This is a genomic window from Nonomuraea sp. NPDC051191, assembly GCF_044455665.1.
Lineage (GTDB): Bacteria > Actinomycetota > Actinomycetes > Streptosporangiales > Streptosporangiaceae > Nonomuraea.
Genome location: NZ_JBITEZ010000004.1, coordinates 519,131 through 542,689 on the forward strand (window position 1 = coordinate 519,131; position 23,559 = coordinate 542,689).

Below are 23,559 nucleotides of genomic sequence, written 5' to 3' on the forward strand. Positions count from 1 at the left end.
CGCTATCGGGACCGGGCCCGATACACGATGTAAGGGCGGAACAAATAGGTGATCGGCGCCGAAAGGGCGTGCACGAGGCGGCTGAACGGGAAAAGCACGAACAACGCCATCCCGATCACGGTGTGCACCTTGTAAAGGATGCTCGCGTGCCCCATCGCCGCGGTGTCCGGGTTGAGGGCGAAGATGCCGCGGAACCAGGGGGCGACCGTCGTCCGGTAGCTCACCTCGCTCGGCACGAACCCCGCCACCGTCGTCACCACGCCCGCGATGATGGCCGCGGCGAGCACCACGTACATGGTCTTGTCGTTCTTCGTCGTGGCCAGGAAGACGGGCCCGTTCGTACGGCGGCGGTAGACCAGCAGGACCAGCGCCACCAGCGTGGCCAGCCCGGCCAGGCCGCCCCAGATCAGGGCGTTGGCGTGGTACGCCTCGTTCGACACGCCGACCGCGTCCGTCCAGGAGATCGGGACGAGCAGGCCGGTGACGTGCCCGATGATCACGAAGATCAGGCCGTAGTGGAACACCGGGCTGGCCACGCGGAGCAGCGGGCTCTCGTAGAGCTGCGACGACCGGGTGGTCCAGCCGAACTTGTCGTACTTGTACCGCCAGATCAGCCCGCCGATGAAGATGACCAGGGTGACGTACGGCGTGACCGTCCAGAGCATGCTCTCGCCCCAGCTCACCGGTAGCCTCCCACGGTCTCGGCCGGCGGCCCCCCTGCGGCCAGGCGTTGCGCGGCGGCGCGTTCGGCGGACGTGAGCGGCGGCAGCGCCGCGCAGACCACCCCGATCACCTCCGTGTACGGCGAGCCCAGCCCGGTCAGGGCGGACAGCAGCAGCTCAAGCCCGATGCGATGCTCCCTCAGCACCGCCACGCCGGACGGGTCGAGCGCCGCGAACTCCAGCACGACCGGCAGGAAGTCGGGCAGCTCGTCCTCCATCAGCTCCCACCCGGCCACGCGGTAACGCTGCTTGAGCGCGGCCAGAGACGCGCCGCGGCGGCGGGTGTCACCGTCGGTGTAGTAGGTCAGGTAAAGGCAGCAGCGCCGGTGCAGGTCGAACGTCTCGACGTAGTGGGCGGCCAGGTCGCCCGCCTCCATGTCCGCGATCCGCGCCAGGAACGCCGCGAAGTGCGGTTCGGCGGCCTCCCTGATCAGCGGGAGGCGGCGGTGGAAACGTTCGTCGGGATAGGCGAGCAGGTGGGCGGCGGCCTGCCAGATCACGGCCTTGTTCATGATTTTCCCTTTTTCGGCGGGAAGAGCCCTGCCGGCCTGCCCCGGCCGTCCCAGTTGAGGAGGTTCACCCGGTCGTGGGTGATCTCGTCGCTGGTCTGGCGGTCCTTGAGGCCGTGGAAGGACTCGACGGAGACCGGGAGCGGCTTGCCCGACGCCTCCCCGAAGGGGGCCTGCATGCCGGGGCCGCCGTAGTAGTCGAGGCTGCATCCGGCCTCCTCGACCACGCCGGGCACGTTGCCGTACGCGGTCGGGATGACGTACCGCTCGTCGTACTTGGCCAGGGCCAGCAGGCGGTACATGGCCTTGATGTCGTCCTCGGTCAGGCCGGTGTCCGGCAGGACCGGCTCCTGGCCCAGGTTGACCCCGCGCATGTACGAGCGCATCGCGGCCAGACGGCGCAGCGAGGCCGTCACCGGTACGGGATCGCCCGCCGAGAACAGCTCGGCCAGGTACGCCACGGGGATGCGCAGCGACTCGATGGCGGCGAACAGGTTGTCGGCGTCCTCGCCGTCGTGCCCGGTGTTCGCCAGGGCGTCCACGACGGGGGAGAGCGGCGGGACGTACCAGACCATCGGCAGCGTCCGGTACTCCGGGTGCAGGGGGAGCGCTATGCGATATTTCGTGATCAGGTCGTACACGGGGGACCTGCGGGCCGCCTCGATCCAGTCGGCGGGCAGCCCCGACGTGGCCACGGCCGGGTCGTCGGGGTCCACGAAGACGCCGAGCTGGGCCTCGTACAGGTCGCGCTCGTCCGGCACCGAGGCGGCCTCGCTCACCCGGTCGGCGTCGTACAGCAGGACCCCGAGGTAGCGCAGGCGGCCCACGCAGGTCTCCGAGCACACCGTCGGCAGCCCCACCTCGACCCGCGGGTAGCAGAACGTGCACTTCTCGGCCTTGCCGGTCCGGTGGTTGAAGTACACCTTCTTGTACGGGCACCCCGTCACGCACATCCGCCAGCCCCGGCAGCTGTCCTGGTCCACCAGGACGATCCCGTCCTCGGCCCGTTTGTACATGGCCCCCGACGGGCAGGAGGCCACGCACGACGGGTTCAGGCAGTGCTCGCAGATGCGCGGCAGGTAGAACATGTACGCCTGCTCGAACTCCAGCCTGACCTGCTCCGACAGCTTCCCCAGCACCGGGTCGGGGGACGGGTCGCCGCCCAGGTTGTCGTCCCAGTTCGCGCTCCAGCGGATCTTCATGGGCTCGTTGCTGATCAGCGACCTCGGCGGCGCGACCGGGACGTCGTCGGAGAGCGGGGAGCGGGTCAGGTTCTCGTAGTCGTAGGTCCAGGGCTCGTAGTAGTCCTGGATGGAGGGCATGAGCGGGTTGGCGAAGATGTTCGCCAGCTTGCGGAACCGTCCTCCGGCGCGGAGCGTCAGCCGGCCCCTGCGGTCGAGCTTCCAGCCGCCCCGCCAGCGTTCCTGGTCCTCGTACCGGCGGGGGTAACCCTGGCCGGGGCGGGTCTCGACGTTGTTGAACCAGACGTACTCGACGCCGGGACGGTTGGTCCAGGTCTGTTTGCAGGTGACGGAACAGGTGTGACACCCGATGCACTTGTCCAGGTTCATCACCATGGCGATCTGAGCCATGATCTTCATCAGTAGCGCACCTCCTGCGACCTGCGGCGAATGGTGGTGACCTCGTCCCGCTGGTTGCCCGTGGGGCCGAAGTAGTTGAAGGCGTACGAGAGCTGGGCGTAGCCGCCGATCATGTGCGTGGGCTTGATCAGGACCCTGGTCAGCGCGTTGTGGATGCCGCCGCGGCGGCCGGTCTCCTCCGACTTCGGCACGTCGATCAGCCGGTCCTGGGCGTGGAACATGTACACCGTGCCCTTCGGCATCCGGTGGGACACGATGGCCCTGGCCACGACGACGCCGTTGCGGTTGACCGCCTCGATCCAGTCGTTGTCGGCGATGCCGAGCCGGGTCGCGTCCTCGGTGGACATCCAGATGGTCGGGCCGCCGCGCGACAGCGACAGCATGAGCAGGTTGTCCTGGTACTCGGAGTGGATCGACCACTTGGAGTGCGGGGTCAGGTAGCGCAGGGTGGCGCTCTCGCCGAAGAGCTCGGCCATGTCCAGCGGCGGGCGGTAGATCGGCAGGGCCTCGCCGTACTCGTGCATCCAGTCGTGGTCGAGGAAGAAGTGCATGCGGCCGGTGAGCGTGTGCCAGGGCTTGCCGTTCTCGACGTTGATCGTGAACGGCGAGTAGCGGCGGTCGTGCGCCTCCTTGCCGGACCACTCCGGGCTGGCCGCGACGTGCGTGGGCCGCGCCTGGGTGTCGGCGAAGACGATGCGGTGGCCCTCGTCCACGAGGTCGTCGAAGTTGCCGCCGGTGCGCCGGGCGAGCTGGCGGAAGCCCTGGGCGGCCAGCCTGCCGTTGCTCACGCCCGACAGCGCGAGGATCGTCTCGCACGCCTTGGCGTCGGTGTCCAGCTCCGGCCGGCCCTTGGCGACGCCGCGCGGCACCAGGCCGCAGCGCTGGCCGAGCCAGGCGACCTCCTCGTCCGGCGTGAACGTGACGCCCTTGACCTGGAGGCCCAGCTTCTCGGTGAGCGGGCCGAGCGCGGCCAGCTTCTCCGCGACCGCGCCGTAGTCGCGCTCGACCACCTTCAGCGTCGGCTCCGGCGTGCCGGACGCGCGCCCGCCGGGCTGCGCGGTCTCGCCCGGCGTGTCGTGCTGGTACGGGACCACCACGACGTCCTTGCGCACCCCCAGCCGCTCCTTGGCCAGCGCGCTGAAGGCCCTGGCGATGGCGTGGAAGGCCGCGAAGTCCGTCCTGGTCTCCCAGGGTGGCGAGATGGCCGGGTTGAAGGCGTGCACGAACGGGTGCATGTCCGTGGAGGACAGGTCGTACTTCTCGTACCAGGTGGCGGCGGGCAGCACGACGTCGGAGTAGATCGTCGAGGAGGTCATCCGGAAGTCGAGCGTGAGCAGCAGGTCCAGCTTGCCCCTCGGCGCCTCCTCGTCCGGGTGCTCCAGGTTGGACGTGGCGCCCAGCAGGTGGTGCAGGAAGTACTCGTTGCCCTTGGCCGACGAGCCGAGCAGGTTCGACCGCCACAGGGTCAGCACCCGCGGCCAGTTGGCCGGGTCGTCCGGGTCGTCGGCGGCGTGCCTGAGTCTGCCCTGCCGCAGCTCCTCCAGCGTGTACGCGACGGGGTCCTCGTGCTCGCCCAGCTCCAGCGGGTTGCGGTCGAAGGCGGGCGACATGGGCATCCAGCCGTTGCGCACGGCCTCGGCCACCAGGTCGGCCGTGTGCCTGCCGCGGAAGGCGCCGGGCCCGAGCGGCGAGGTCAGGGCGCCCGCGTCGAACCGGTCGTAACGCCACTGGTCGGTGTGCAGGTACCAGTACGGCGTGCCGGGCGCCTGCCGGGGCGGCCGCGACCAGTCGAGCGCGCCGGCCAGCACCGCCCAGCCGCTCTGCGGGCGGCACTTCTCCTGGCCGACGTAGTGGGCCCAGCCGCCGCCGTTGCGCCCCTGGCAGCCGGTCAGCAGCAACAGCGACAGGAACGCCCGGTAGATCGTGTCGCCGTGGAACCACTGCGTGGCGCCCGCACCCATGATGATCATGCATCGGCCGCGGGTGGTCTCGGCCGTCCTGGCGAACTCACGGGTGATCTTGACCACCCGCTCGGCCGGGACGCCGGTGACCGGCTCCTGCCAGCCGGGCGTGCACGGCTGCTCCGCGTCGTCGTACCCGCCGGGCCAGAGGCCGGGCAGGCCGGGCCTGGGGACGCCGTACTGGGCCAGGAGCAGGTCGAACACCGTCGTCACCAGCCGTCCGGCGACGCGGGCGACCGGCACGCCCCTGCGCAGGGCGCCCTCGCCGTCGAAGCGCGGCAGCAGGAGCTGGGCCGACTCGCCGCCGTACAGGGTGAGCTTCGGGTCGGTGTCCAGGTCGAGGTTCCAGCGGCCCTCGCCGGAGTCGGTCCAGCGGAAGCCGACCGAGCCGTTGGGGACCACCGGCTCGCCGGACCCGCCCATGAGCACGGTCTTCCACTCGGCCGCCTCCTCCGCCGAGCCCAGGTCCTTGGCCGTGAGGAACTTGTCCGGCACGTACGCGTCCTCGTGCTCGCGCAGCGTGACGAGGAAGGGCAGGTCGGTGAAGCGCTTGACGTAGTCGGTGAAGTAGGGGACCTGGCGGTCGACGAAGAACTCCTTCAGCAGCACGTGCCCCATGGCCATGGCCAGGGCGCCGTCCGTGCCGGGACGCACGCTCAGGAACTCGTCGGCGAACTTGGCCGCGTCGCTGTAGTCGGGGGAGACCACCACGACCTTCTGGCCCCGGTAGCGCGCCTCGGCCATCCAGTGGGCGTCCGGCGTGCGGGTGACCGGGACGTTGGAGCCCCACATCATCAGGTACGCGGCATCCCACCAGTCGGCCGACTCCGGGACGTCGGTCTGGTCGCCGAACACCTGCGGGGAGGCCACCGGCAGGTCGGCGTACCAGTCGTAGAAGGAGAGCATCGTGCCGCCGATCAGCGACACGAACCGGGACCCGACGGCGTGCGAGACCATCGACATCGCCGGAATGGGGGAGAACCCCGCCACCCGGTCGGGCCCGTACGCCTGGATGGTGTGCACGTGCGCCGCCGCCACCATCTCGACGGCCAGGTCCCAGGTGACGCGGACGAGACCGCCCTTGCCCCGGGCGCCCTGGTAGGCCGCCCTCTTGTCCGGGTCGGTGGTGACCTCGGCCCAGGCGGCGACCGGGTCGCCCAGCCGCTCCCTGGCCTCCAGGTAGAGCTGGACCAGCACGCCCCGCGCGTACGGGTAGCGGATCCGGGTCGGCGAGTAGGTGTACCAGGAGAAGGCCGCCCCTCGCGGGCAGCCGCGCGGCTCGTACTCGGGCCGGTCGGGGCCCACGCCGGGGTAGTCGGTCTCCTGCGTCTCCCAGGTGATGATGCCGTCCTTGACGAACACCTTCCACGAGCACGAGCCCGTGCAGTTCACGCCGTGCGTCGAGCGGACCACCTTGTCGTGGCTCCACCGGTCGCGGTAGAAGGCGTCGCCTTCCGTGCCCCCCTTCAGGTAGAGGGTCCGCAGGTCGCCGCTGGTGGCCGATCTGCGGAGGAACCGGCCGGTCTTCAGCAGGAGATCCTCGGCACTCATACCCCCACTTCATCACAGAAAGTGACTCTCTGTTACACAGGGTATATGGCTGTGCTTCGTAAAGGTCAGGTGCGGAACCTGGCGCTGGCCACGGCGGCCTTCGCCGTGACGTTCTGGGCCTGGAACCTCATCGGTCCCCTGTCCGGCAGTTACAGCAGGCAACTGCACCTTTCCCCGACACAGACCTCGCTGCTGGTCGCGATCCCGGTGCTGGTCGGCTCGCTCGGCCGCATCCCCGTGGGCGTGCTGGCCGACCGGCTCGGCGGGCGGCGGATGTTCGCGATCATCTGCTTCGTGTCGATCGTGCCCGTCCTTCTCGTGGGCCTGTCCAGTTCGTACGGGTGGCTGCTGTTCTGGGGGTTCCTCCTGGGCATCCCCGGCACGTCGTTCGCCATCGGTATCCCGTTCGTCAACGCCTGGTACGAGCCCGCGCGCAGAGGCTTCGCCACCGGCGTGTTCGGCGCCGGCATGGGCGGGACCGCGCTGTCGTCGTTCTTCACCCCTCGCCTGGTCGAGGACTTCGGCCGGTTCCCGACGCACCTGCTCATGGCCGCGGTGCTCGCCCTGATGGGCGTGATCATGATCGGCGGCAGCCGCGACTCCCCCGCCTGGTCGCCCGCCACCGCCCCGGCCCTGCCCCGGATGCGCGAGGCCACGAAGATCAGGGCCACCTGGCAGTGCGCCTTCCTGTACGCCGTCACCTTCGGCGGCTTCGTGGCGTTCTCGACCTACCTGCCCACCCTGCTCCAGAACGTCTACCACTTCGCCCAGACCGGCGCCGGGCTGCGCGCGGCCGGGTTCTCGATCGCCGCCGTCGCCGCCCGGCCCGCCGGCGGCACCCTGTCCGACCGGATCGGGCCGGTCAAGGTGCTGCTCATCTCGCTGGCCGGGACCGTCGTGATGGCGGTCGCGCTGTCGTTCCGGCCGCCCGCCGAGGTGCCCGCCGGGGCGTGCTTCGTGCTCATCGCCGGCTTCCTCGGCCTCGGCACGGGCGGCGTCTTCGCCCTCGTGGCCAAGCTGGTCGAGGCGTCGAAGGTGGGGACGGTGACCGGCCTGGTGGGCGCGGCCGGCGGGCTCGGCGGCTACTTCCCGCCGCTGGTGATGGGGGCCGTCTACGGCGCATCCGGGTCGTACACGGTCGGCTACCTGCTGCTCGCGCTGACCGCCCTGGTCGCGCTGCTCTACACCGTGCGCGCCTTCAGGCACGTGCCCGAGCGTTAGCCTGGCGAAAAACCGTTTGCCGGGCCGGGCAATGGCTTGTCAACCTTGTCAGGCTATGCGCTCCCTTCCTGAGGCCGATCCCGGCGTGCCCGACATCCGCAGCCCACTCCGCTACCTGTGGTGGAACGCGCGGCGCCAGGCGCGTGCCCTGCTGACGGGCATCGGCTTCGCCACCCTGTGGTGGCTGGTGCAGGCGCTCGTGCCCGCGGTGCTCGGCAAGGGCATCGACGCGGTCACGGCCAAGGACACGAGGGCGCTGCTGACCTGGGCGTCGATCCTGCTCGGGCTCGGCCTGCTCCAGGCGTTCACCGGGATCATGCGGCACCGGATGGCGGTGTTCAACTGGTTGTCGGCGGCCTACCGCACCGTCCAGGTGACCGCGCGGCAGGCCGCCAGGCTCGGGGCGACGCTGCCCAAGAAGGTCTCGACCGGCGAGGTCGTCAGCGTCGGCAACTCCGACATCGCCCACATCGGCAGCTCCATGGACATCCTGCTGCGCGGCACCGGCTCGGTCGTGGCCATCGTCGCGGTCACCGTGATCCTGCTCACGACCTCCGTGCCGCTCGGGCTGCTCGTGCTGTTCGGCGTGCCGCTCATGGCGGTCGCCGTCTCGCCGCTGCTCAAGCCGCTGCACCGGCGGCAGAAGCGGCAGCGCGAGCTGACCGGCGACCTGTCCACCAGGGCCGCCGACATCGTGGCCGGCCTGCGGGTGCTCCGCGGCATCGGCGGCGAGCAGGTGTTCGCCGGCCGCTACGGCGAGGAGTCCCAGCGCGTGCGCCACGCCGGGGTCGGCGTGGCCCGGGTCGAGTCGCTGCTCGAAGGCGCCCAGATCCTGCTGCCCGGCCTGCTCGTCGCGGTCGTCACCGGCATCGGCGCCACGTTCGCGGTCGGCGGCGAGATCAGCACCGGCGACCTCGTCGCGCTCTACGGCTACGCCGCCTTCCTGATCGGGCCGCTACGCACCTTGACCGAGGCCGCTGACAAGCTCACCAAGGGCCACGTCGCGGCCCGCCGCGTCATCCGCATCCTGTCGATCGAGCCCGAGGTCGCCGGCGGCACCGAGACCAGCGCCGGCGGCGTGCTGCGCGACTCCTACAGCGGCGTCACCCTCCAGCCCGGCATGCTCACCGCCGTCGCGGCCGCCGCCCCCGAGGAGGCCGCCGCCATCGCCGACCGGCTCGGCCGGTACGCGCCCGGCGACGTGACCTTCGGCGCCGTCGAGCTGGCCACGCTGCCCATGGCCGAGATCCGCTCGCGCATCCTGGTCGCCGGCAACGACGCCCGCCTGTTCACCGGCAGGCTCAGGGCCGAGCTCGACGTCCGCGACGCCGCCTCCGACGACGACGTGCGCCAGGCCCTGTACGCCGCCTGCGCCGAGGACATCGTCGAGGCGCTGCCCGACGGCCTCGACGCCCTGGTGTCCGAGGCCGGCCGCGAGTTCTCCGGCGGACAGCAGCAGCGGCTGCGCCTGGTGCGGGCCCTGGTCGCCGACCCCGAGGTGCTCATCCTGGTCGAGCCCACCAGCGCCGTCGACGCCCACAGCGAGGCCCGCATCGCCGAGCGGCTGGCCAAGGCGCGCGCGGGCCGCACCACCATGATCTGCACGACCAGCCCGCTGGTGCTCGACCGGGCCGACCACGTGATCTACGTGGCCGACGGCCGGGTGCTGGCCGAGGGCACACACCGGCACCTGCTGGACGCCTCACCCGAATACGCCGCGACCGTGACCCGAGGGGAGGGCTGACCATGGCCCGCGAGATCCTGCCGGTCGCCGACCGGAAACAGGTACGCGCCTACGCGCGCAGGCTGACGCTGAAGTACCCGCGCCAGCTCACCGTCGCGCTGGCCCTGCACGGCCTGGCCGCCGTCGCCGGGCTCGTCGTGCCGTGGCAGCTCGGCAGCCTGGTCCAGACCGTCCAGGACGGCGGCGAGGTCAACGGGCTGCTCGTGGCCGTCGTCATCGGCGCGTTCCTCTTCCTCCAGGGCCTGCTGATCCGCTTCGCCGTGCTGGCCTCGGCCAGGCTGGGCGAGAAGGTGCTGGCCGAGCTGCGCGAGGAGTTCGTCGACCGGGTGCTCGGCCTGCCGCTGTCCACGGTCGAGCGGGCCGGCGCGGGCGACCTGATCACCCGCACGTCCCGCGACGTCGACTCCCTGTCCAGGACCGTCCGGCACGCCGTGCCCGAGACGCTCATCGCGCTGGTCACCTTCGTGATCACCGTGGGCGCGCTGGTGCTGGTCAGCCCGCTGCTCATGCTGCCGATGCTCGTCGCCGGCCCGCTGATCTGGTTCGCGACCCGCTGGTACCTGAAGCGGGCGCGCGACGGCTACCTGCGCGAGAACGCCGCGTACGCCGACATGACCGAAGGGCTGGCCGAGACCGTCGAGGGCGCCAGGGCCGTGGAGGCGCTGGGCCTGCAGGAACGCCGTCGCCGGCGCACCGACGGCGACATCGGCCGCTCCTACGCCGCCGAGCGGTACACCCTCGGCCTGCGGACGATCTGGTTCCCCGCCGTCGAGCTGGGCTACGTGATCCCGGTGGTCTCGACGCTGCTGGTCGGCGGCCTGTTCTACACCAACGGCTGGGTGACGCTCCAGCAGGTCACCGCCGCCGTCGTCTACGCCCAGCAGCTCATCGACCCGCTCGACCGGTTCCTCATGTGGATCGACGAGCTCCAGGTGGGCGGCGCGGCCATGGCCCGGCTGCTCGGCGTGGCCAACGTGCCCGACGACCGCGAGCCCTCCGCCGCCCGCCCGGCCGGCGAGCTGCTGAAGGCCGACGACGTCCGGTACGCCTACCGCGAGGGCCGCGACGTGCTGCACGGCGTGTCGCTGACCGTCGAGCAGGGCGAGCGGCTGGCCATGGTCGGCCCGTCCGGGGCGGGCAAGTCCACCCTCGGACGGCTGCTGGCCGGCATCCACGGGCCGCGTACCGGCGAGGTCAGCGTGGGCGGCGTGCCGCTGGTCGACCTGCCGCTCGACGACCTGCGCGGGCACGTCGCGCTGGTCACCCAGGAGCACCACGTCTTCAAGGGCACCGTCCGCGACAACCTGCTGATCGCCCGCCCCGACGCGGACGACGCGGCGGTGCGCGCGGCGCTGGCCGCGGTCGACGCGCTCGACTGGGTGGACGGCCTGCCCGAAGGGCTGGAGACCGAGGTCGGGTCCGGCGGCACGGCCGTGCCGCCCGCCCAGGCCCAGCAGCTCGCCCTGGCGCGGCTGGTCCTCGCCGACCCGCACACGCTGGTGCTCGACGAGGCCACCTCGCTGATCGACCCGCGGGCCGCGCGGAACCTGGAACGCTCGCTGGCGGCCGTCCTGGAGGGCCGTACGGTGATCGCCATCGCCCACCGGCTGTACACCGCGCACGACGCCGACCGGGTGGCCGTCGTGGAGGACGGCCGGATCATCGAGCTGGGCCCGCACGACGAGCTGGTCGCCGAGGGCGGCTCGTACGCGGCCCTGTGGGCGAGCTGGCACGGCACCCCCGCCGCCCCTCAGGCGACGCCCGGGGGGTTGCGGTGATCGTCCGGCGCTGTCAGCATCGTCGGAGTGAGCACCTGGCAGCGCGCCTGGGAAGGCGTGCTCGGACTCCTCGCCGTCCTGGGCCTGGCGCTGGTCCTGATCACCACGCGCAGTGAGCTCGTCCTCGACGTCCTCGCCCAGACCGGGCAGCTCGGACTGATCGTCATGGGGTTCGGCCTGTCGCTGCGCACCGGCACGCCCAACCTCGCCGTGGGCGCGGTCGCCGCCGCGAGCGGCGCCTTCGTGGCGTCCACGGCGACCGCCGGGGTGCCGCTGCCGCTGGCGATGCTGCTTGCGCTCGTGCTCGCCGGGCTCGCGGGGGTCGCCATGAGCGTGTTCACGATGGTGTTGTCCGCCCCGGCCTGGGCCGTCACGCTCGGGGCCGCCGTCGTGTGCGAGGCCCTGGTCGTCGCGCTGCTCGGCGGCGGGACGATCCCCCTGGAGACCGCCGCGCTCTATCCCGGCCCGCTCGGGTTCGCCGTGTTCGCGGTCGTCTCGATCGCCGGCGGCCTGCTGTGGACCCGGCAGGAGGTGCGCAAGGACCTGGGCGCCGGCTGGCCCGGCGCGGTGCTCGGGCTCGCCGGGTCGAGCATGCTCGCCGCCGCGGGCGGCATCGCGCTGCTGCTGCGCCTCGGCGCGGCGACCCCCGGCAGCCAGGGGCTCTACAGCACCGTGTTCGCGCTCGCCGCCGTCCTCCTCGGAGGCACCAGCCCGTACGGCGAGCGCGCCGGCGTCGCGGGCACCGTGCTCGGCGTGCTGATCCTGGCCGTCGCGCAGGGCCTGCTCGCCTACCTCGGCGCCCCTGTGTGGGTGTTCATGCTGGTCATGGGGATGGTCGTGCTGATCGGCCTGGGGGCGTCGAGGCTGCTCGACGCCCTCCGGGCCGCCTAGCCCAGCGCCTTCTTCAGGAAGTCGACCTGGAGCAGGAGCAGGTTCTCGGCGACGACCTCCTGGGGCGTCATGTGCGTCACGCCCGAGAGCGGCAGCACGCTGTGCTGGCGACCGGCCGCGAGCAGGGCCGAGGACAGGCGCAGCGTGTGGGCGGCCACCACGTTGTCGTCGGCCAGGCCGTGGACCAGCAGCAGCGGGCGTTCGAGCTTGGGCGCGTCGGCGAACAGCGAGGAGTTGTCGTAGACCTCGGGCTGCTCGTCGGGGTGGCCCAGGTAGCGCTCGGTGTAGCAGGTGTCGTAGAGCCGCCAGTCGGTCACCGGCGCGCCGGCCACCGCCGCGTGGAACACGTCGGGACGCCGCAGCACGGCGAGCGCGGCCAGGAAGCCGCCGAACGACCAGCCGCGGATGGCCACCCTCGACAGGTCGAGGTCGTCGGGGTACTGCTCGGCCACGCCCTGCAGGGCGTCGATCTGGTCCTCAAGGGCCGGGGTCGCCAGGTCGCCCAGCACCGCCCGCTCGAACGCGGGACCGCGGCCCGGCGTGCCGCGCCCGTCGGCCACGATCACGGCGAAGCCCTGCTCGGCGAACCACTGGCTCTCCAGGAACGCGCCGCGCCGGTTGAGCACCCGCTGGGCGTGCGGGCCGCCGTAGGGGTCCATCAGGACCGGCAGCCTGCCCGAGCCCTGCTCGTACCAGGACGGCAGCACCACGGCCGTGGCCAGCTCCCGGCGGCCCGAACGCCCCAGCGACACCCGCAGGTCGAGCCCGGGACGCTCGGCGTACGACGGGATCGGGACCGCCATGCCGTCGCGCCGCACCACCGTGGTCGAGACGCCCTCGGCGTCGAGGCTCTGCTCCGACAGCACGCCGACGCCGCCGGACATCCGCCCCGAGAACACCCCGGAACGGGTCGAGACCGGCAGCAGCGAGTGACCGTCCCAGGTCCACAGATGGACGTCGGTCGGGTCGCCGCCGCTCGCGCTGAACAGCACGCTGTCGTGGTCGACGTCGAGCACCGAGCGCACCTGGAGAGTGGGCGGCGTGACCGCGCGGTCGCCGACGAACAGCCGGTGCCCGCCCTCGGACGTGGCCACCCAGACCAGCGAGCCGTCGTCGAGGTGGGCGGGCACGCCGGTCACGATGTCGACCCAGGCCGGGTCGGTGTCCTCGCGGACCGGCGTGGACCGGCCGGTCGCCGGGTCGACGGAGAACAGCCGCAACGTCTTCTGGTCGCGCGTCATCGTCACGATCGACAGCGCGTGGTCGTCCCAGGCGGCCGTCGTCAGGTACTCCTCCTCGTACGGCACCGCCACCCGCGACCCGTCGAGCCCGAGCACGAACAGCTCGGTGCGGGCGTTGGGTGTGCCCGCCGCCGGGTAGCGCTGGGCGACGGCCGGACGCGAGGGGTTGGCCGGGTCGGCGATGTACCAGGTGTCGACCGGCTCCTCGTCGGCCCGCTCGACCAGCAGCGCGTCGCCCGACGGGGACCACCAGTAGCCGCGCATCCGGTCCATCTCCTCGGCGGCGATGAACTCGGCCAGGCCGTAGGTGACGGTCGGCGACTCCGGCGTGGCGAGCACCTGGCCGCGCCCCGAGGCGAGGTCCTGGACGTACAGCGCGCCGCCGGTGACGTAGGCGACCTGCCGCCCGTCGGGGGACAGCCGGGGGTCGACGACCGCGCCCGGCGTCTCCAGCCTGCGGGTCTCGCCGCTCGCCAGCTCGACGACGTAGAGCCCGCCGGACAGGGCGAAGGCCGCCCTGGTCAGCGCCGTGTCGGGGCCGTAGGCCACCACGCCGCCCGCGGCCTCACGGCTGCGCTCGCGCCGCGCGCGCTCCTCCGGCGGCAGGTCCTCGTCGTCGGCGTGGAGGGTACGGGGGTCGACCACCAGGCGTTCGACGTGGGTTTCGGTGTCGAGCTCCCACAGGCAGGTGACCGGGTCGGTGCCGGATTTCGTGCGCAGGAAGACCACTCGTCCGCCGTCGGGCGAGATCGTGAACCCCCTGGGCACTCCCAGGGTGAACCGGCGGGTCCTTGCCGACAGTCGCGGGAAGCTCTCACTCATGGGCTCAATCCTGCCAGTATCCAGCCATTGTTACGCTCATGACTATGACTGATCGACGCCTGCTGCTCGTGCACGCCCATCCGGATGACGAGTCGATCGGCACCGGCGCGACCATGGCCAAATACGTCGCGGAAGGCGCCCACGTCACGCTGGTGACCTGCACGCTCGGAGAGGAGGGCGAGGTCATTCCCGCCGACCTCGCCCACCTGGCGGCCGACCGCGACGACCTGCTCGGGCCGTACCGGATCGGCGAGCTGGCGGCCGCCTGCCAGGCGCTCGGCGTCGAGGACCATCGCTTCCTCGGCACGCCGGGCCGCTGGCGCGACTCCGGCATGATGGGCGTCGCCTCCAACGACCGGCCGAACGCCTTCTGGCAGGCCGACCTCGACGACGCGGCCGGCGAGCTGGTCAAGGTCATCCGCGAGGTGCGCCCGCAGGTGCTGGTGACGTACGACGCCAACGGCTTCTACGGCCATCCCGACCACATCCAGGCCCACCGGGTGGCCCGCCGCGCCTTCGAGCTGGCCGCCAAGCCCGACTACGTCCCGGGTGGCCGTCCGGCCCCGCGCCAGGACGAGCCGTGGCAGATCGCGAAGTTCTACCACACGGCCGTGCCCAGGTCCGTCATGCGGCGCACGGCCGAGGCGATGCGCGACTCGGGCAACGGCTTCCTCGTCGAGGACGTCGACGACGTGCCCTTCGGCAGCCCCGACGAGGACATCACCACCGAGATCGACGCCCGCCCCTGGGTCGGCAACAAGCGGGAGGCCATGCGCGCCCACGCCACCCAGATCACCGTGGACGGCCCGTGGTACGCCCTGTCCAACAACATCGGGCAGGAGGTGCTCGGCGTGGAGCACTTCGTCCTGGCCATCGGCGTGCCCGGTCGGCCGGTGCCAGGACCGCCCGTCGACGCCGGGGGGCTCGGCGAGCCGCACAACCGCGAGAACGATCTCTTCGCGGGCATCCACTAACCTCGTTGCCCATGGAGCATCGCAGCCAGACGGAGTCGGCGCTGGGCGGGGCGGCGTACGGCATGCTGTTCGTGCTGGGTGTCGTGCTCGGGGTCGTGGGCGGGTTTACGCACGCCCAGGACCAGCACGGCGCCGTGCCGTGGGCGGCGATCGGGTGGGTGCTGGCGCTGTTCCTGATCCCGCTGGGGGCGGGCAGGCTCATGCGGACGAAGCTGGCGGCGTTCGCGACCGGGCTCGGCTGGCTGCTGGTCACGATGCCGTTCACGCTCCAGCTCAGCGCCGGGGATCTGGTGATCTCCCAGGGGGCTGCGGGGTATGTCTACCTGTATGGCGGATTGCTGGCTCTCGTGGTGGCGTTCATGTTCTCGCCCTCATCGGGTGGGGGATCGTGGTTGTTGCGGGGATACCCACCTCCAAAGAATCCGACGTAGAGGCATAAAGTAACGTCGTGCATTCCATAGAGCGGCATGTGGACCCGGGAAACTACCGTAAGGTCGTCGGCCGCTTCGCCACGGGAGTCGCGATCGTCACGACCCGGCTCGACGGCGTGGACCACGCGATGACCGTCAACTCCTTCACGTCGGTGTCCCTCGATCCCCTGCTCGTGCTGTTCTGCGCCGAGAAGGTGGCCCGTTTCCACGACGCGGTGGTCGAGGCCGGGGTGTGGGGGGTGTCGGTGCTGCACGCCTCCATGGAGGACGTCTCCCGCTTCTTCGCCCATCGCGGCCGTCCGCTGAACGGGCAACTGTCCCGGTGGGAGCACCATCGCGGGGACTCGGGGGTGGCACTGTTCACGGGCGCCCTGGCCACGGTGGAGGTCGCCACGACGGCGGTGTACGACGGCGGGGACCACTCGATCGTGCTCGGCCGGGTGACGGCCCTCGGCACCCCGGCGGACGGGCCTCCGCTGCTGTACCACGACGGCCGCTACAAGAACCTCTGACCCCACGGCCCCGCCTGACCCCACGGCCCCGCCTGACCCCACGGCCCCGCCTGCCCCCACGGCCCCCGTCTGACCCCACGGCCCCGCGTGATCCCGCGGCGCCTGATCCCGCGGGCGGCGGCGCGCGTGGTGCGGAGGCTCGCGTGGTGCGGAGGCCCGTGCCGGGCAAGGGCGGGTCGCTTCGGTCAGGGCGGGGCGTCGCGGTCAACGCGTCTGTCCCGTCAAGGGTGGGTGTGCTCGTCGAGGGCGGCGGACAGGAGGGCCCGCGCCGACCGGCGCATGGTGTCGGCCGCCTGCCGGTGGGTGAGCCCGGCGATGTCGGTGAGCCAGACCAGCGACTCGATGCCGGTGGCCGAGCGGATCGCCACGGCCAGGCGGTGGACGTCCAGGCCGGGGTGGGTGTCGCGGAGCGGGGCCAGGGCGTCCTCGATCCAGCCGATGGCGCGGCCGCCGCGCAGGTGCGGCTGGGCGGCACCGGGTTGCAGGGACAGCCGCAGCGAGGTGCGCAACTGCGGTTCCCAGTCGAGGGTGAGCTGCGTGAAGGCGGCCATCACCAGGTCCAGCCGGGCCACGGGGTCGGGCAGCAGGTCGAGCTGGCCCTGGAGGCGGGGCAGGCCCGGTGGCTCGGCGCCCAGGAGCACGCCGGGCGGAACATCGGCGACACCGAGACCCACGCGATCTTCGTCGAGCTCAAGGAAAGGGCGGGCGACGTCCCCGCAGGAGCGCCGCTCGGCCCTGATCTGTGAGACACACCCCGCCAAGGCGGGCCGCCCAGGGAGCCGTCACTGTCCGCCACTGTCGTCGGCCCGGACGCCACCGTATCCGCACCGGCCCGGACGCCACCGTATCCGCACCGGCCCGGGCGTCACCGTAACTGCACCGGTCCGGACGCCACCGGCACCCGCCTGACACCGAGGTCGCCGTCACCGTCGGTGGCCCGTGCCCGGCACGTCATCACCGGTCCGCCACCGTGGGCGGGACCTGCCGGGGCGACGGGCTGGCGCACGGGCGGGCTTCCTGGTCACGGTCCGGGGGTGGACATGGGGCCGGGCCAGGCGTTTGTGCCTGGCCCGGGGTGAAGCGTGGTGTCGGTCGGTTACTGGGCGGGGGTCTCCGGCGGCGTGGGGGTGTCGGTGGGAGAGCCGGTGTCCGACGAGGTCGCGGTCGGGGTCTCGGAGGGGAGGTCCGTCGGCGGCGCGCACGTCGGGAAGTCCGTCGGTGCGCCCGTGGGGACGTCCGTCGGTACGTCGGTCGGCACGTTTGTCGGGTTGTCGGTCGGGACGTCCGGCGTCGGCGTCGGCGTCGGGGTGGGGGTCGGGGTCGGGGTGTCGGTCGCCGGTGGGGCGGCCTGGGCCTGCGCCTCCGGCATCTCCGGGGTCTCCGAGACCGAGGTCGACGGCGTGGCGGTCGGCGGTTCGGGGGGCGGGAGGGTGTCCGTCGGCGGGGCAGGCTGACAGGTGAACGTCACCGTCTCGGTCGGCCCCGGCACGGTCACCGTCGGGCCGGGCACGGTCACGGTGGGACCGGGCTGGGTGACCGTGGCGGTCACCGTCGCCTGCTCGGTCACCGTGGACGTCACGGTCGCCGTCGCGCTCGGCGCGGCCGTGGCGGTCGGTGAGACCGTCACGGTGCGGGTCGGCCAGGGCAGCGGCTGGACCTTGACGGCCGGCTTGCCCCTCGCCTTGTACGTGCCCTTGCCCAGCTTCTTCGTGGTCGCCCCGGCCCCGGTGGTGACGGGGACCTGGGCGGTGGCGCTCTTGCAGGACTTGCTCCTGCACACCTTCTGCTTCACGGTGAAGCGGGCCGCACCCTCGTACTTGACGGATACATTCAAGTACGAGACGCCCTTCTTCTTGACCACCTTCGTCGTGGCGGTGTAATCCCCGACCGTGGGCGTCGCCGTGGGTGTCGCCGTCGGTGTTGCCGTCGGGGTCGCGGCGACGGGTAACGCCACCTGCGCGCCGGAGGGAGAATCGGTGGATCGTAGGGGATCGGTGGCTGATGTCTGGGTGATCGCGACTCCGCCGGCTCCGGCCAGTGCAACGGTGCCGAGCAGCGCGCCCAGGATGGAAAATCTCATAATCCTGCTCTTGTGGGAGATTTCAGGACGCAGATCATTATTCCGACTTGTCAAGATTGGTCAAGACTGAGACGCATGAACAGGCGCTATCGGTTCCGGCGGGTGGTGAACTATCTGAACCTCGCCACCCCGCTCGGCCTACTGATCTCGATCGTCGGCGGCGCGGCCCGCCAACCCGGCCCCGACGGGCTCATCCTCGCCTTCGGCTACCGCTACCGCTTCCCCGTCGCGGGCGCGTTCACGGTGGGGAACGTCGTCCTGACCAGGCACAACTGGCTGGACGACCGGCTCATCCGGCACGAAGGACGGCACGCCACCCAGTGGGCCTGCTGCGTCGGGCTGCCGATGCTCCCGCTCTACATGCTGGCCATGCTGATGTCGGTCGTCGTGTGCGGGCATCAGGCGTCGTACAACGTGTTCGAGCGGCTGGCCGACCTCGACGACGGTGGATACCCGCGTGCCCCCGTGTGGTGGCGGAGGGCGCGACGGCATAACGGCTGACCCATTCCCGCGTCCTCAAAGCTTCTCCTGGGGGAGGCCGGGTCTGAGCCGGCCCAGGGCGATCGCGACGATGGCGAGACCCGAGATCGCGCCGGCGGACGACACCGACGCCGTGGACGGCCCCACGACCGCGACCCCGGCCACGGCCAGGCCGGACACCAGCGCGGCCACCGCGACGTACGCCCAGGTGGCCAGGCGTACGGCCCTCAGCCGCGCGCCCTCGGACGGGAGCGTGCGGGACAGCAGCCAGGACAGGGCCGGCAGGAGGAGCACCCCGTGCATGAGCACGGCGTGGGCCGGTTTGAGCGCGGTGGCCACCGTGTAGGCGAGCTGCTGGTTGCCCGTCACCACCTCGACCACGCCACGGGCGATCATGATTCCGCCGAACACCATGGACGCCAGCAGCGTGGCGAAACCGGCCCGCACGGCCAGCCGGGTGCTCGGGGCGACCGCCGGAGCCGGGCGGAAGGCGGCGATCGTCATGGTGATCGCGATGACGATGAGCGTGACGCCGAACGCGGCCAGCGTGCGGGCGATGGCCGTGTCGAGGGGGGTCTCCATGTTGAAGTGGGACGGCACCCCGCGCCACGCCTGAAGGGTGATCAGGGCCACCTCGACCGTGGAGGCCACCGCGAACGCCCCGAGGACGAGGGGACGGGCGCGCAGCCGTAACCACTGGGACACCCAGGTCAGGGTCAGCACGCTCAACCCGAACGACACCCCGAACGTGAACGGCTTGCGCCACGACACGGCCCCCTCCCACGGACCGCCCGCCACGACGAGCACGCCCAGGTGTGCCAGGCCCACGAGCAGGAGGAAGACCCCGACGGAGTACCAGAGGCGATCGGAGTACCGGAGGCGAGTCATGCGGCCATGCTGACAGCGGCGGGTTCGCCTGCGCGTCGGACCACGGTCTGGCCTTCGACTACAACCACGGTCGTACATCGGACGCGCCGACCGGAACGCGCGCCCCCGGACGCACGAGCGGGGTGCCGACACTCAGGCGCGGCCCAGGGTTTCGGTCCCGCCGCCCGGAAGTCGCGGTCGGGAGGCGCGGCTCGCGGAACTCGGGCGGGAAATGGGTGCCGGCCCCGGGGCGGGGGCCGGCGCGGTGGGTCAGGGGGTGAGGGTGAGGGTGTGGGTGGCGGCGTTCTTGACGGACTCGGGCTTGGAGTACATCGGGAGGAGGTCGCCTCGGGCCCAGGATTCGGCCTGGTCCCAGTAGTTGTCGTGGAAGGCGTGTCCCGAGGCGCCCGTCAGGTTGATCCAGCGGGACTTGTCCAGGTCCGACAGGTCCACGACCATGCGCATCGACGGCACCGCGGTGACCCCGTACCCCTTCTGCACGTTCCACCCGGTCGCGTTCACCGCGTCCTTGTTGCCCGGGACGGCGAACGGGCCGCGGTTGAACAGCGCCTCCACCGGCGCGAGGCCCGAGGTGCCGAGCGTGCCGTTGACCAGTTCGAGCTGGTGCAGATCGCCCCACTTCCAGGACTTGACGTCCGTGCCGAACAGCTCGGACAGCTCCTGGTACGCCGAGGCCATCGCCTGCCGCAGCATGTCGTCGCGGGTCTCGGTGAGGTTCTTGGTGGTCACGTCGTCCCAGAAGGGGTCCTCGGGGGCGGTGAGGAGGTTGGCGACGACGTCGTACCAGCGGTCGCCGCCGGCGGGCCACACCTGCTCGGGAAGGTCGTCGTCGAACGTGAGCATGAGCAGGTGCCGCCACACCGCGTTGTAGTAGGCGGCGGGCGCGGAGTCGAGCCCCTGGGAGTGGTCCCAGTTCCGGAGCAGCTCGCGGGCCTGGCGGGCGGACCCGGCCAGGTCCACCTGCAGCAGCGCGGGCACCAGCGTCTCGGCGAACTCGTTGGAGGTGTCCTGCTGGATGTCCGACATCGTCCCGGCGTCGATCTTGCCCTTCGCGATCGCGTTCTCGACGAGCTCGCGGATGCGCTGGGAGCGGTAGCCGTAGGACCAGTCCTTGGTCAGCAGCGGCTTGTAGCGGCGGGGGTCGATGACGGCGTTGTTGGCCGTGACGATGAACCCGTCGGCCGGGTCCTCCAGCGTGGGGAGCTGGTCGTAGGGGATGGGCTCGGCCTTCCAGTCGTACTCGCCCGTCCAGCCGGGCACCGGCCAGGTGCCGTCGCCCTTCTCCCGTACGGGGATGCGCCCGGGCGCCTGGTAGCCGATCTTGCCGCTGGTGTCGGCGTAGATCAGGTTCTGGGACGGCACCTCGAACAGCGCCGCCGCCGACCGGAACTCGGGCCAGTCGCCCGCCTTGTTGAGCGCGAAGATCGCGTCCACGGTCCTGCCGGGGGTGAGCGCGGTCCATTGGAGCGCCACGGCGTTCGCCTCGCCGCTGGGCCGGGCGTCCTCCATCACCTCGTTGATCAGCGGACCGTGCCGGGTGCTCTTCACGGTGATCGTGACGGGGTCGCCGCCCGCCACCTTGATCTGCTCCTGCCTGGTCTCCAGCTTGACCTGCTCGCCCTTGTACAGGTACGTGTCGCCGTCCACCTTCTCCAGGAAGAGGTCGGCCACGTCGGGACCGAGGTTCGTGAACCCCCACGAGATCTTGTCGTTGTGCCCGATGATCACGCCGGGCACGCCGGAGAAGGTGAACCCGGTGACGTCGTACGGGCACTTCGCGGACAGCGTCCTGCAGTGCAGCCCGGCCTGGTACCAGACGGACGGCATCTGCGGCGACAGGTGCGGGTCGTTGGCCAGCAGCGGCTTGCCGCCGGTGGTGTGCCGGCCGGAGACCACCCAGGAGTTGGACCCGATGCCCTCGCGCTCCTCGCTGCTCATCGTGCTCGGCACGGCGTCCAGCGTCGCGGCGGCCTGGGAGAGCGCGCGCACGCCGCCGGTCTGCGGCTCGGCCCGCTGGTCGTAGCGGCCCTGGGAGAGCGCGCCCTCGCCGACGATCGGGGCGTGCCGGTCGTACGGGTAGCCGGGGTAGAGCTGGTCGACGCGCTCCTTGGGCAGCTTGGTCAGCGCCAGGGCGCGGTCGATCTCGTCCTCCATGTTGGAACGCAGGTCCCAGGCCATGGCCTTGAGCCAGGCGACGGAGTCGACCGCGGTCCACTTCTCCGGCCGGTAGTCGCCGTTCTGCAGCTTGAGCACCGAGTATTCGAGGCTGCGGTCGGAGGCGTTGGGGTTGGCGTCCAGCCAGGCGTTCACGCCCTTGGCGTACGCGGCCAGGAAGTCCTGGGTCTGCCGGTCGAGGCCGGGCAGCTCCTGCTCGGCCACCCTGCGCCAGCCCATGGTCCGCAGCGCCTTGTCGTTGCCGAGCGTGGCCTTGCCGAACAGCTCGGAGAGGCGTCCGGCGGTGGTGTGGCGGCGGAAGTCCATCTCGAAGAACCGGTCCTGGGCGTGGACGAAACCCTGCGCCATGAACAGGTCCGCCGAAGTGTCGGCGTAGATGTGCGGAATCCCCGATTTATCGCGATAAATCTCTACTTTGCCGGTTAGGCCGGGCAACCGCAGCGTCCCGTCCAGCTGTGGGAATGATTTCCGTACGGTGTACACCAGGACCCCGGCCAGCACGATCGCCAGCGCGAGAAGCACGGTCAACACCCGGGCGAACCACCGCAAAGGCCACGGCATCCACGCAAAGGGTCTCACCGATACCTCCATCTTGCCGAACTGGAACAAGTCTGGCAGTACCGGCTCACTGCTCCGGCCGATTCAGGTGGTCGGAGCGCCTTGGGCGGAGTTGCTCCCGATCAGAGGGCCCAGCTCTGCCCCTCGGGCGTGTCGGTGACGCGGACCCCCAGCTCGGCCAGCTCGTCCCGCAGCAGGTCGGCCGCCGCCCAGTCGTTCGCCTCCAGCGCGCGGTCGCGCCGCTCCAGCAGCTCACCGGCCCCGGCGGGCAGCCCCCGGGGCTTGCCGATCTCCGTGGACAGGTCGAGCGCCAGCACCTGGTCCAGGTGCAGGAACGTCTCGAACTTCGACCCGGGCGCCACCGACTCGTCCCGCTCCAGCTCCCGCAGGATCCGCAGCGCCGCCGGGGTGTCCAGGTCGTCGTCGAAGGCGGACTCGACGCGCTCGGCGTACGAGGAGGCCATGGGCGCGCTGGGCGACTCCGACCACTCGGCCACCCGCGCCCGCCACCGCCGGACCGTGCGGTCGGCGGCCCGTAGGACGTCCCAGGTGAGGTCGAGCCGCTGCCGGTAGTGGTGCTCCAGGAACGCCAGGCGCGCCGCCAGCGGGTCGAGCCCGGCCGCCACCACGTCCGGCAGCAGCACCACGTTCCCCGTGGACCCGGCCGGCTCGCGCCCGTCGAACAGCAGGCTCCCGCCGTGCACCCAGTGGCGCACCACCTCGTGGCCGGTCGCCGCGTCCGACTGGGCGCGTACGTCCTCGTGGTGCGGGAAGCGCAGGCCGGCGTCGCCGAGGTGGAGGTCGATCCGTTCGCCGAGGTGGCGCAGCGACATGGCCGAGCACTCCACGTGCGGGCCGGGCAGGCCACGCCCCCAGGGTGCGTCCCGGCCCTGGTCGTCGTCTGCGGGTAGCCACAGGGCCCAGCCGGACGGCTCGCCGGGCTTGACGTCGTCCAGACGCTTGCCAGAGATCTCCCCGTACGTCGGGAACGTCCGTACGTCGAAGTTCACCGAGCCGTCCGGCGCCGCGTACGCGTGCCCCCGCTCGACGAGCCTGACGATCAGCTCGATCATCGCGTCGACGGTCTCGCTGGAACGCGGGCTGTGCTCCGGCGGCCGGAGGTTGAGCGCGGCCGTGTCGCTCCTGAAGTCGTCCTCGTGGCGGCGGACCAGGTCAGGCCCAGGACCTTCCCCGGCGAGCGGCCAGAGGTCGGTGACGTTGCGGCACGCCACGACCCGCGTACGCCGCCGCTCCAGCACCCTCCTGACCAGGTCGGACAGCACGTACGTGCGCAGGTCGCCCAGATGGGCGCGGCGGCCGGGCGCCGGCCCGCACGTGTACATGCGCACCGCCCGCCCGCCCGCGAGCTCCTCGACCTGCCTGGCCCGGGTGTCGTGGATCCGCAACATCACCCGAGCCT

At 71.7% G+C, this 23,559-nt stretch carries 18 protein-coding genes; 8 read left to right on the plus strand and 10 right to left on the minus strand.

The annotated features are described in order from the left end of the window. Positions 1-2: 2 nt before the first annotated feature. Genes narI through ACIA8R_RS14210 form a run of 4 tightly spaced genes read right to left on the minus strand, consistent with a single transcriptional unit; the run spans position 3 to position 6,344 of the window. Entirely contained in the window at positions 3-683 is a 681-nt protein-coding gene (gene narI / locus ACIA8R_RS14195) for a respiratory nitrate reductase subunit gamma (protein ID WP_364098650.1), read from the minus strand. Continuing rightward, positions 680-1,234 carry a nitrate reductase molybdenum cofactor assembly chaperone gene (gene narJ, locus ACIA8R_RS14200; RefSeq protein WP_357704201.1) on the minus strand — a complete coding sequence of 185 codons (555 nt, stop codon included), beginning with the start codon at positions 1,232-1,234 and terminating at the stop codon, positions 680-682. The genes narI and narJ overlap by 4 nt, the downstream gene beginning before the upstream one ends. Continuing rightward, a complete protein-coding gene (gene narH / locus ACIA8R_RS14205) occupies positions 1,231-2,832 on the minus strand; it encodes a nitrate reductase subunit beta (RefSeq protein WP_364098655.1) in 1,602 nt (533 codons plus the stop codon). The genes narJ and narH overlap by 4 nt, the downstream gene beginning before the upstream one ends. Beyond that, positions 2,832-6,344: a nitrate reductase subunit alpha gene (locus tag ACIA8R_RS14210; protein ID WP_397038556.1), complete on the minus strand. Its 3,513-nt coding sequence runs from the start codon at positions 6,342-6,344 to the stop codon at positions 2,832-2,834. The genes narH and ACIA8R_RS14210 overlap by 1 nt, the downstream gene beginning before the upstream one ends. Before the next feature lie 45 nt (positions 6,345-6,389). Between ACIA8R_RS14210 and ACIA8R_RS14215 the strand changes: the two genes are divergently transcribed. From ACIA8R_RS14215 to ACIA8R_RS14230, 4 genes are read left to right on the plus strand one after another with little or no spacing between them, the layout of a single operon-like run. Continuing rightward, positions 6,390-7,565: an MFS transporter gene (locus ACIA8R_RS14215; RefSeq protein WP_357704207.1), complete on the plus strand. Its 1,176-nt coding sequence runs from the start codon at positions 6,390-6,392 to the stop codon at positions 7,563-7,565. A gap of 55 nt (positions 7,566-7,620) precedes the next feature. Further along, the gene (locus tag ACIA8R_RS14220) at positions 7,621-9,309 is read left to right on the plus strand and encodes an ABC transporter ATP-binding protein (RefSeq protein ID WP_397038559.1); all 1,689 of its coding nucleotides are present in this window, start codon (positions 7,621-7,623) and stop codon (positions 9,307-9,309) included. 2 nt (positions 9,310-9,311) lie between these two features. Further along, positions 9,312-11,087, plus strand: coding sequence for an ABC transporter ATP-binding protein (locus ACIA8R_RS14225; protein WP_397038561.1), 1,776 nt, complete (start codon positions 9,312-9,314; stop codon positions 11,085-11,087). Positions 11,088-11,114: 27 nt separating this feature from the next. Further along, entirely contained in the window at positions 11,115-11,978 is an 864-nt protein-coding gene (locus tag ACIA8R_RS14230; RefSeq protein WP_364098670.1) for a hypothetical protein, read from the plus strand. Here the strand turns inward: ACIA8R_RS14230 and ACIA8R_RS14235 are convergent. Next, positions 11,975-14,041, minus strand: coding sequence for a DPP IV N-terminal domain-containing protein (locus tag ACIA8R_RS14235; RefSeq protein WP_397038564.1), 2,067 nt, complete (start codon positions 14,039-14,041; stop codon positions 11,975-11,977). The genes ACIA8R_RS14230 and ACIA8R_RS14235 overlap by 4 nt on opposite strands. A 44-nt stretch (positions 14,042-14,085) precedes the next feature. On the opposite strand from ACIA8R_RS14235, the gene mshB reads away from it, so the two are divergent. From mshB to ACIA8R_RS14250, 3 genes are read left to right on the plus strand one after another with little or no spacing between them, the layout of a single operon-like run. Further along, positions 14,086-15,015: an N-acetyl-1-D-myo-inositol-2-amino-2-deoxy-alpha-D-glucopyranoside deacetylase gene (mshB, locus tag ACIA8R_RS14240; protein WP_357704217.1), complete on the plus strand. Its 930-nt coding sequence runs from the start codon at positions 14,086-14,088 to the stop codon at positions 15,013-15,015. 11 nt (positions 15,016-15,026) lie between these two features. After that, the gene (locus tag ACIA8R_RS14245; protein WP_357704219.1) at positions 15,027-15,446 is read left to right on the plus strand and encodes a DUF6113 family protein; all 420 of its coding nucleotides are present in this window, start codon (positions 15,027-15,029) and stop codon (positions 15,444-15,446) included. Between the two features lie 17 nt (positions 15,447-15,463). Further along, on the plus strand, positions 15,464-15,958 hold the full coding sequence (locus ACIA8R_RS14250; protein ID WP_397038567.1) for a flavin reductase family protein: 495 nt from the start codon (positions 15,464-15,466) through the stop codon (positions 15,956-15,958). Positions 15,959-16,179: 221 nt separating this feature from the next. Here ACIA8R_RS14250 and ACIA8R_RS14255 read toward each other — a convergent pair whose 3' ends face one another. After that, positions 16,180-16,632, minus strand: coding sequence for a hypothetical protein (locus tag ACIA8R_RS14255; protein ID WP_364098679.1), 453 nt, complete (start codon positions 16,630-16,632; stop codon positions 16,180-16,182). A 422-nt stretch (positions 16,633-17,054) separates the two neighbouring features. Continuing rightward, complete coding sequence (locus ACIA8R_RS14260; protein ID WP_397038569.1) at positions 17,055-17,792, minus strand: hypothetical protein; 738 nt, start codon at positions 17,790-17,792, stop codon at positions 17,055-17,057. A 321-nt stretch (positions 17,793-18,113) separates the two neighbouring features. On the opposite strand from ACIA8R_RS14260, the gene ACIA8R_RS14265 reads away from it, so the two are divergent. Then, entirely contained in the window at positions 18,114-18,539 is a 426-nt protein-coding gene (locus tag ACIA8R_RS14265; RefSeq protein WP_364098684.1) for a hypothetical protein, read from the plus strand. A gap of 15 nt (positions 18,540-18,554) precedes the next feature. Here the strand turns inward: ACIA8R_RS14265 and ACIA8R_RS14270 are convergent, their stop codons facing one another. The 3 genes from ACIA8R_RS14270 to ACIA8R_RS14280 all read right to left on the minus strand — a co-directional run bounded on the left by ACIA8R_RS14270 (position 18,555) and on the right by ACIA8R_RS14280 (position 23,548). After that, complete coding sequence (locus ACIA8R_RS14270; protein WP_397038571.1) at positions 18,555-19,406, minus strand: hypothetical protein; 852 nt, start codon at positions 19,404-19,406, stop codon at positions 18,555-18,557. A 249-nt stretch (positions 19,407-19,655) separates the two neighbouring features. Beyond that, positions 19,656-22,142 (minus strand): penicillin acylase family protein, encoded by a 2,487-nt coding sequence (locus ACIA8R_RS14275; RefSeq protein WP_364098690.1) that lies wholly within the window; start codon positions 22,140-22,142, stop codon positions 19,656-19,658. Between the two features lie 119 nt (positions 22,143-22,261). Further along, positions 22,262-23,548 carry a cysteine--tRNA ligase gene (locus ACIA8R_RS14280; protein WP_364098693.1) on the minus strand — a complete coding sequence of 429 codons (1,287 nt, stop codon included), beginning with the start codon at positions 23,546-23,548 and terminating at the stop codon, positions 22,262-22,264. Between the last annotated feature and the right edge of the window lie 11 nt (positions 23,549-23,559).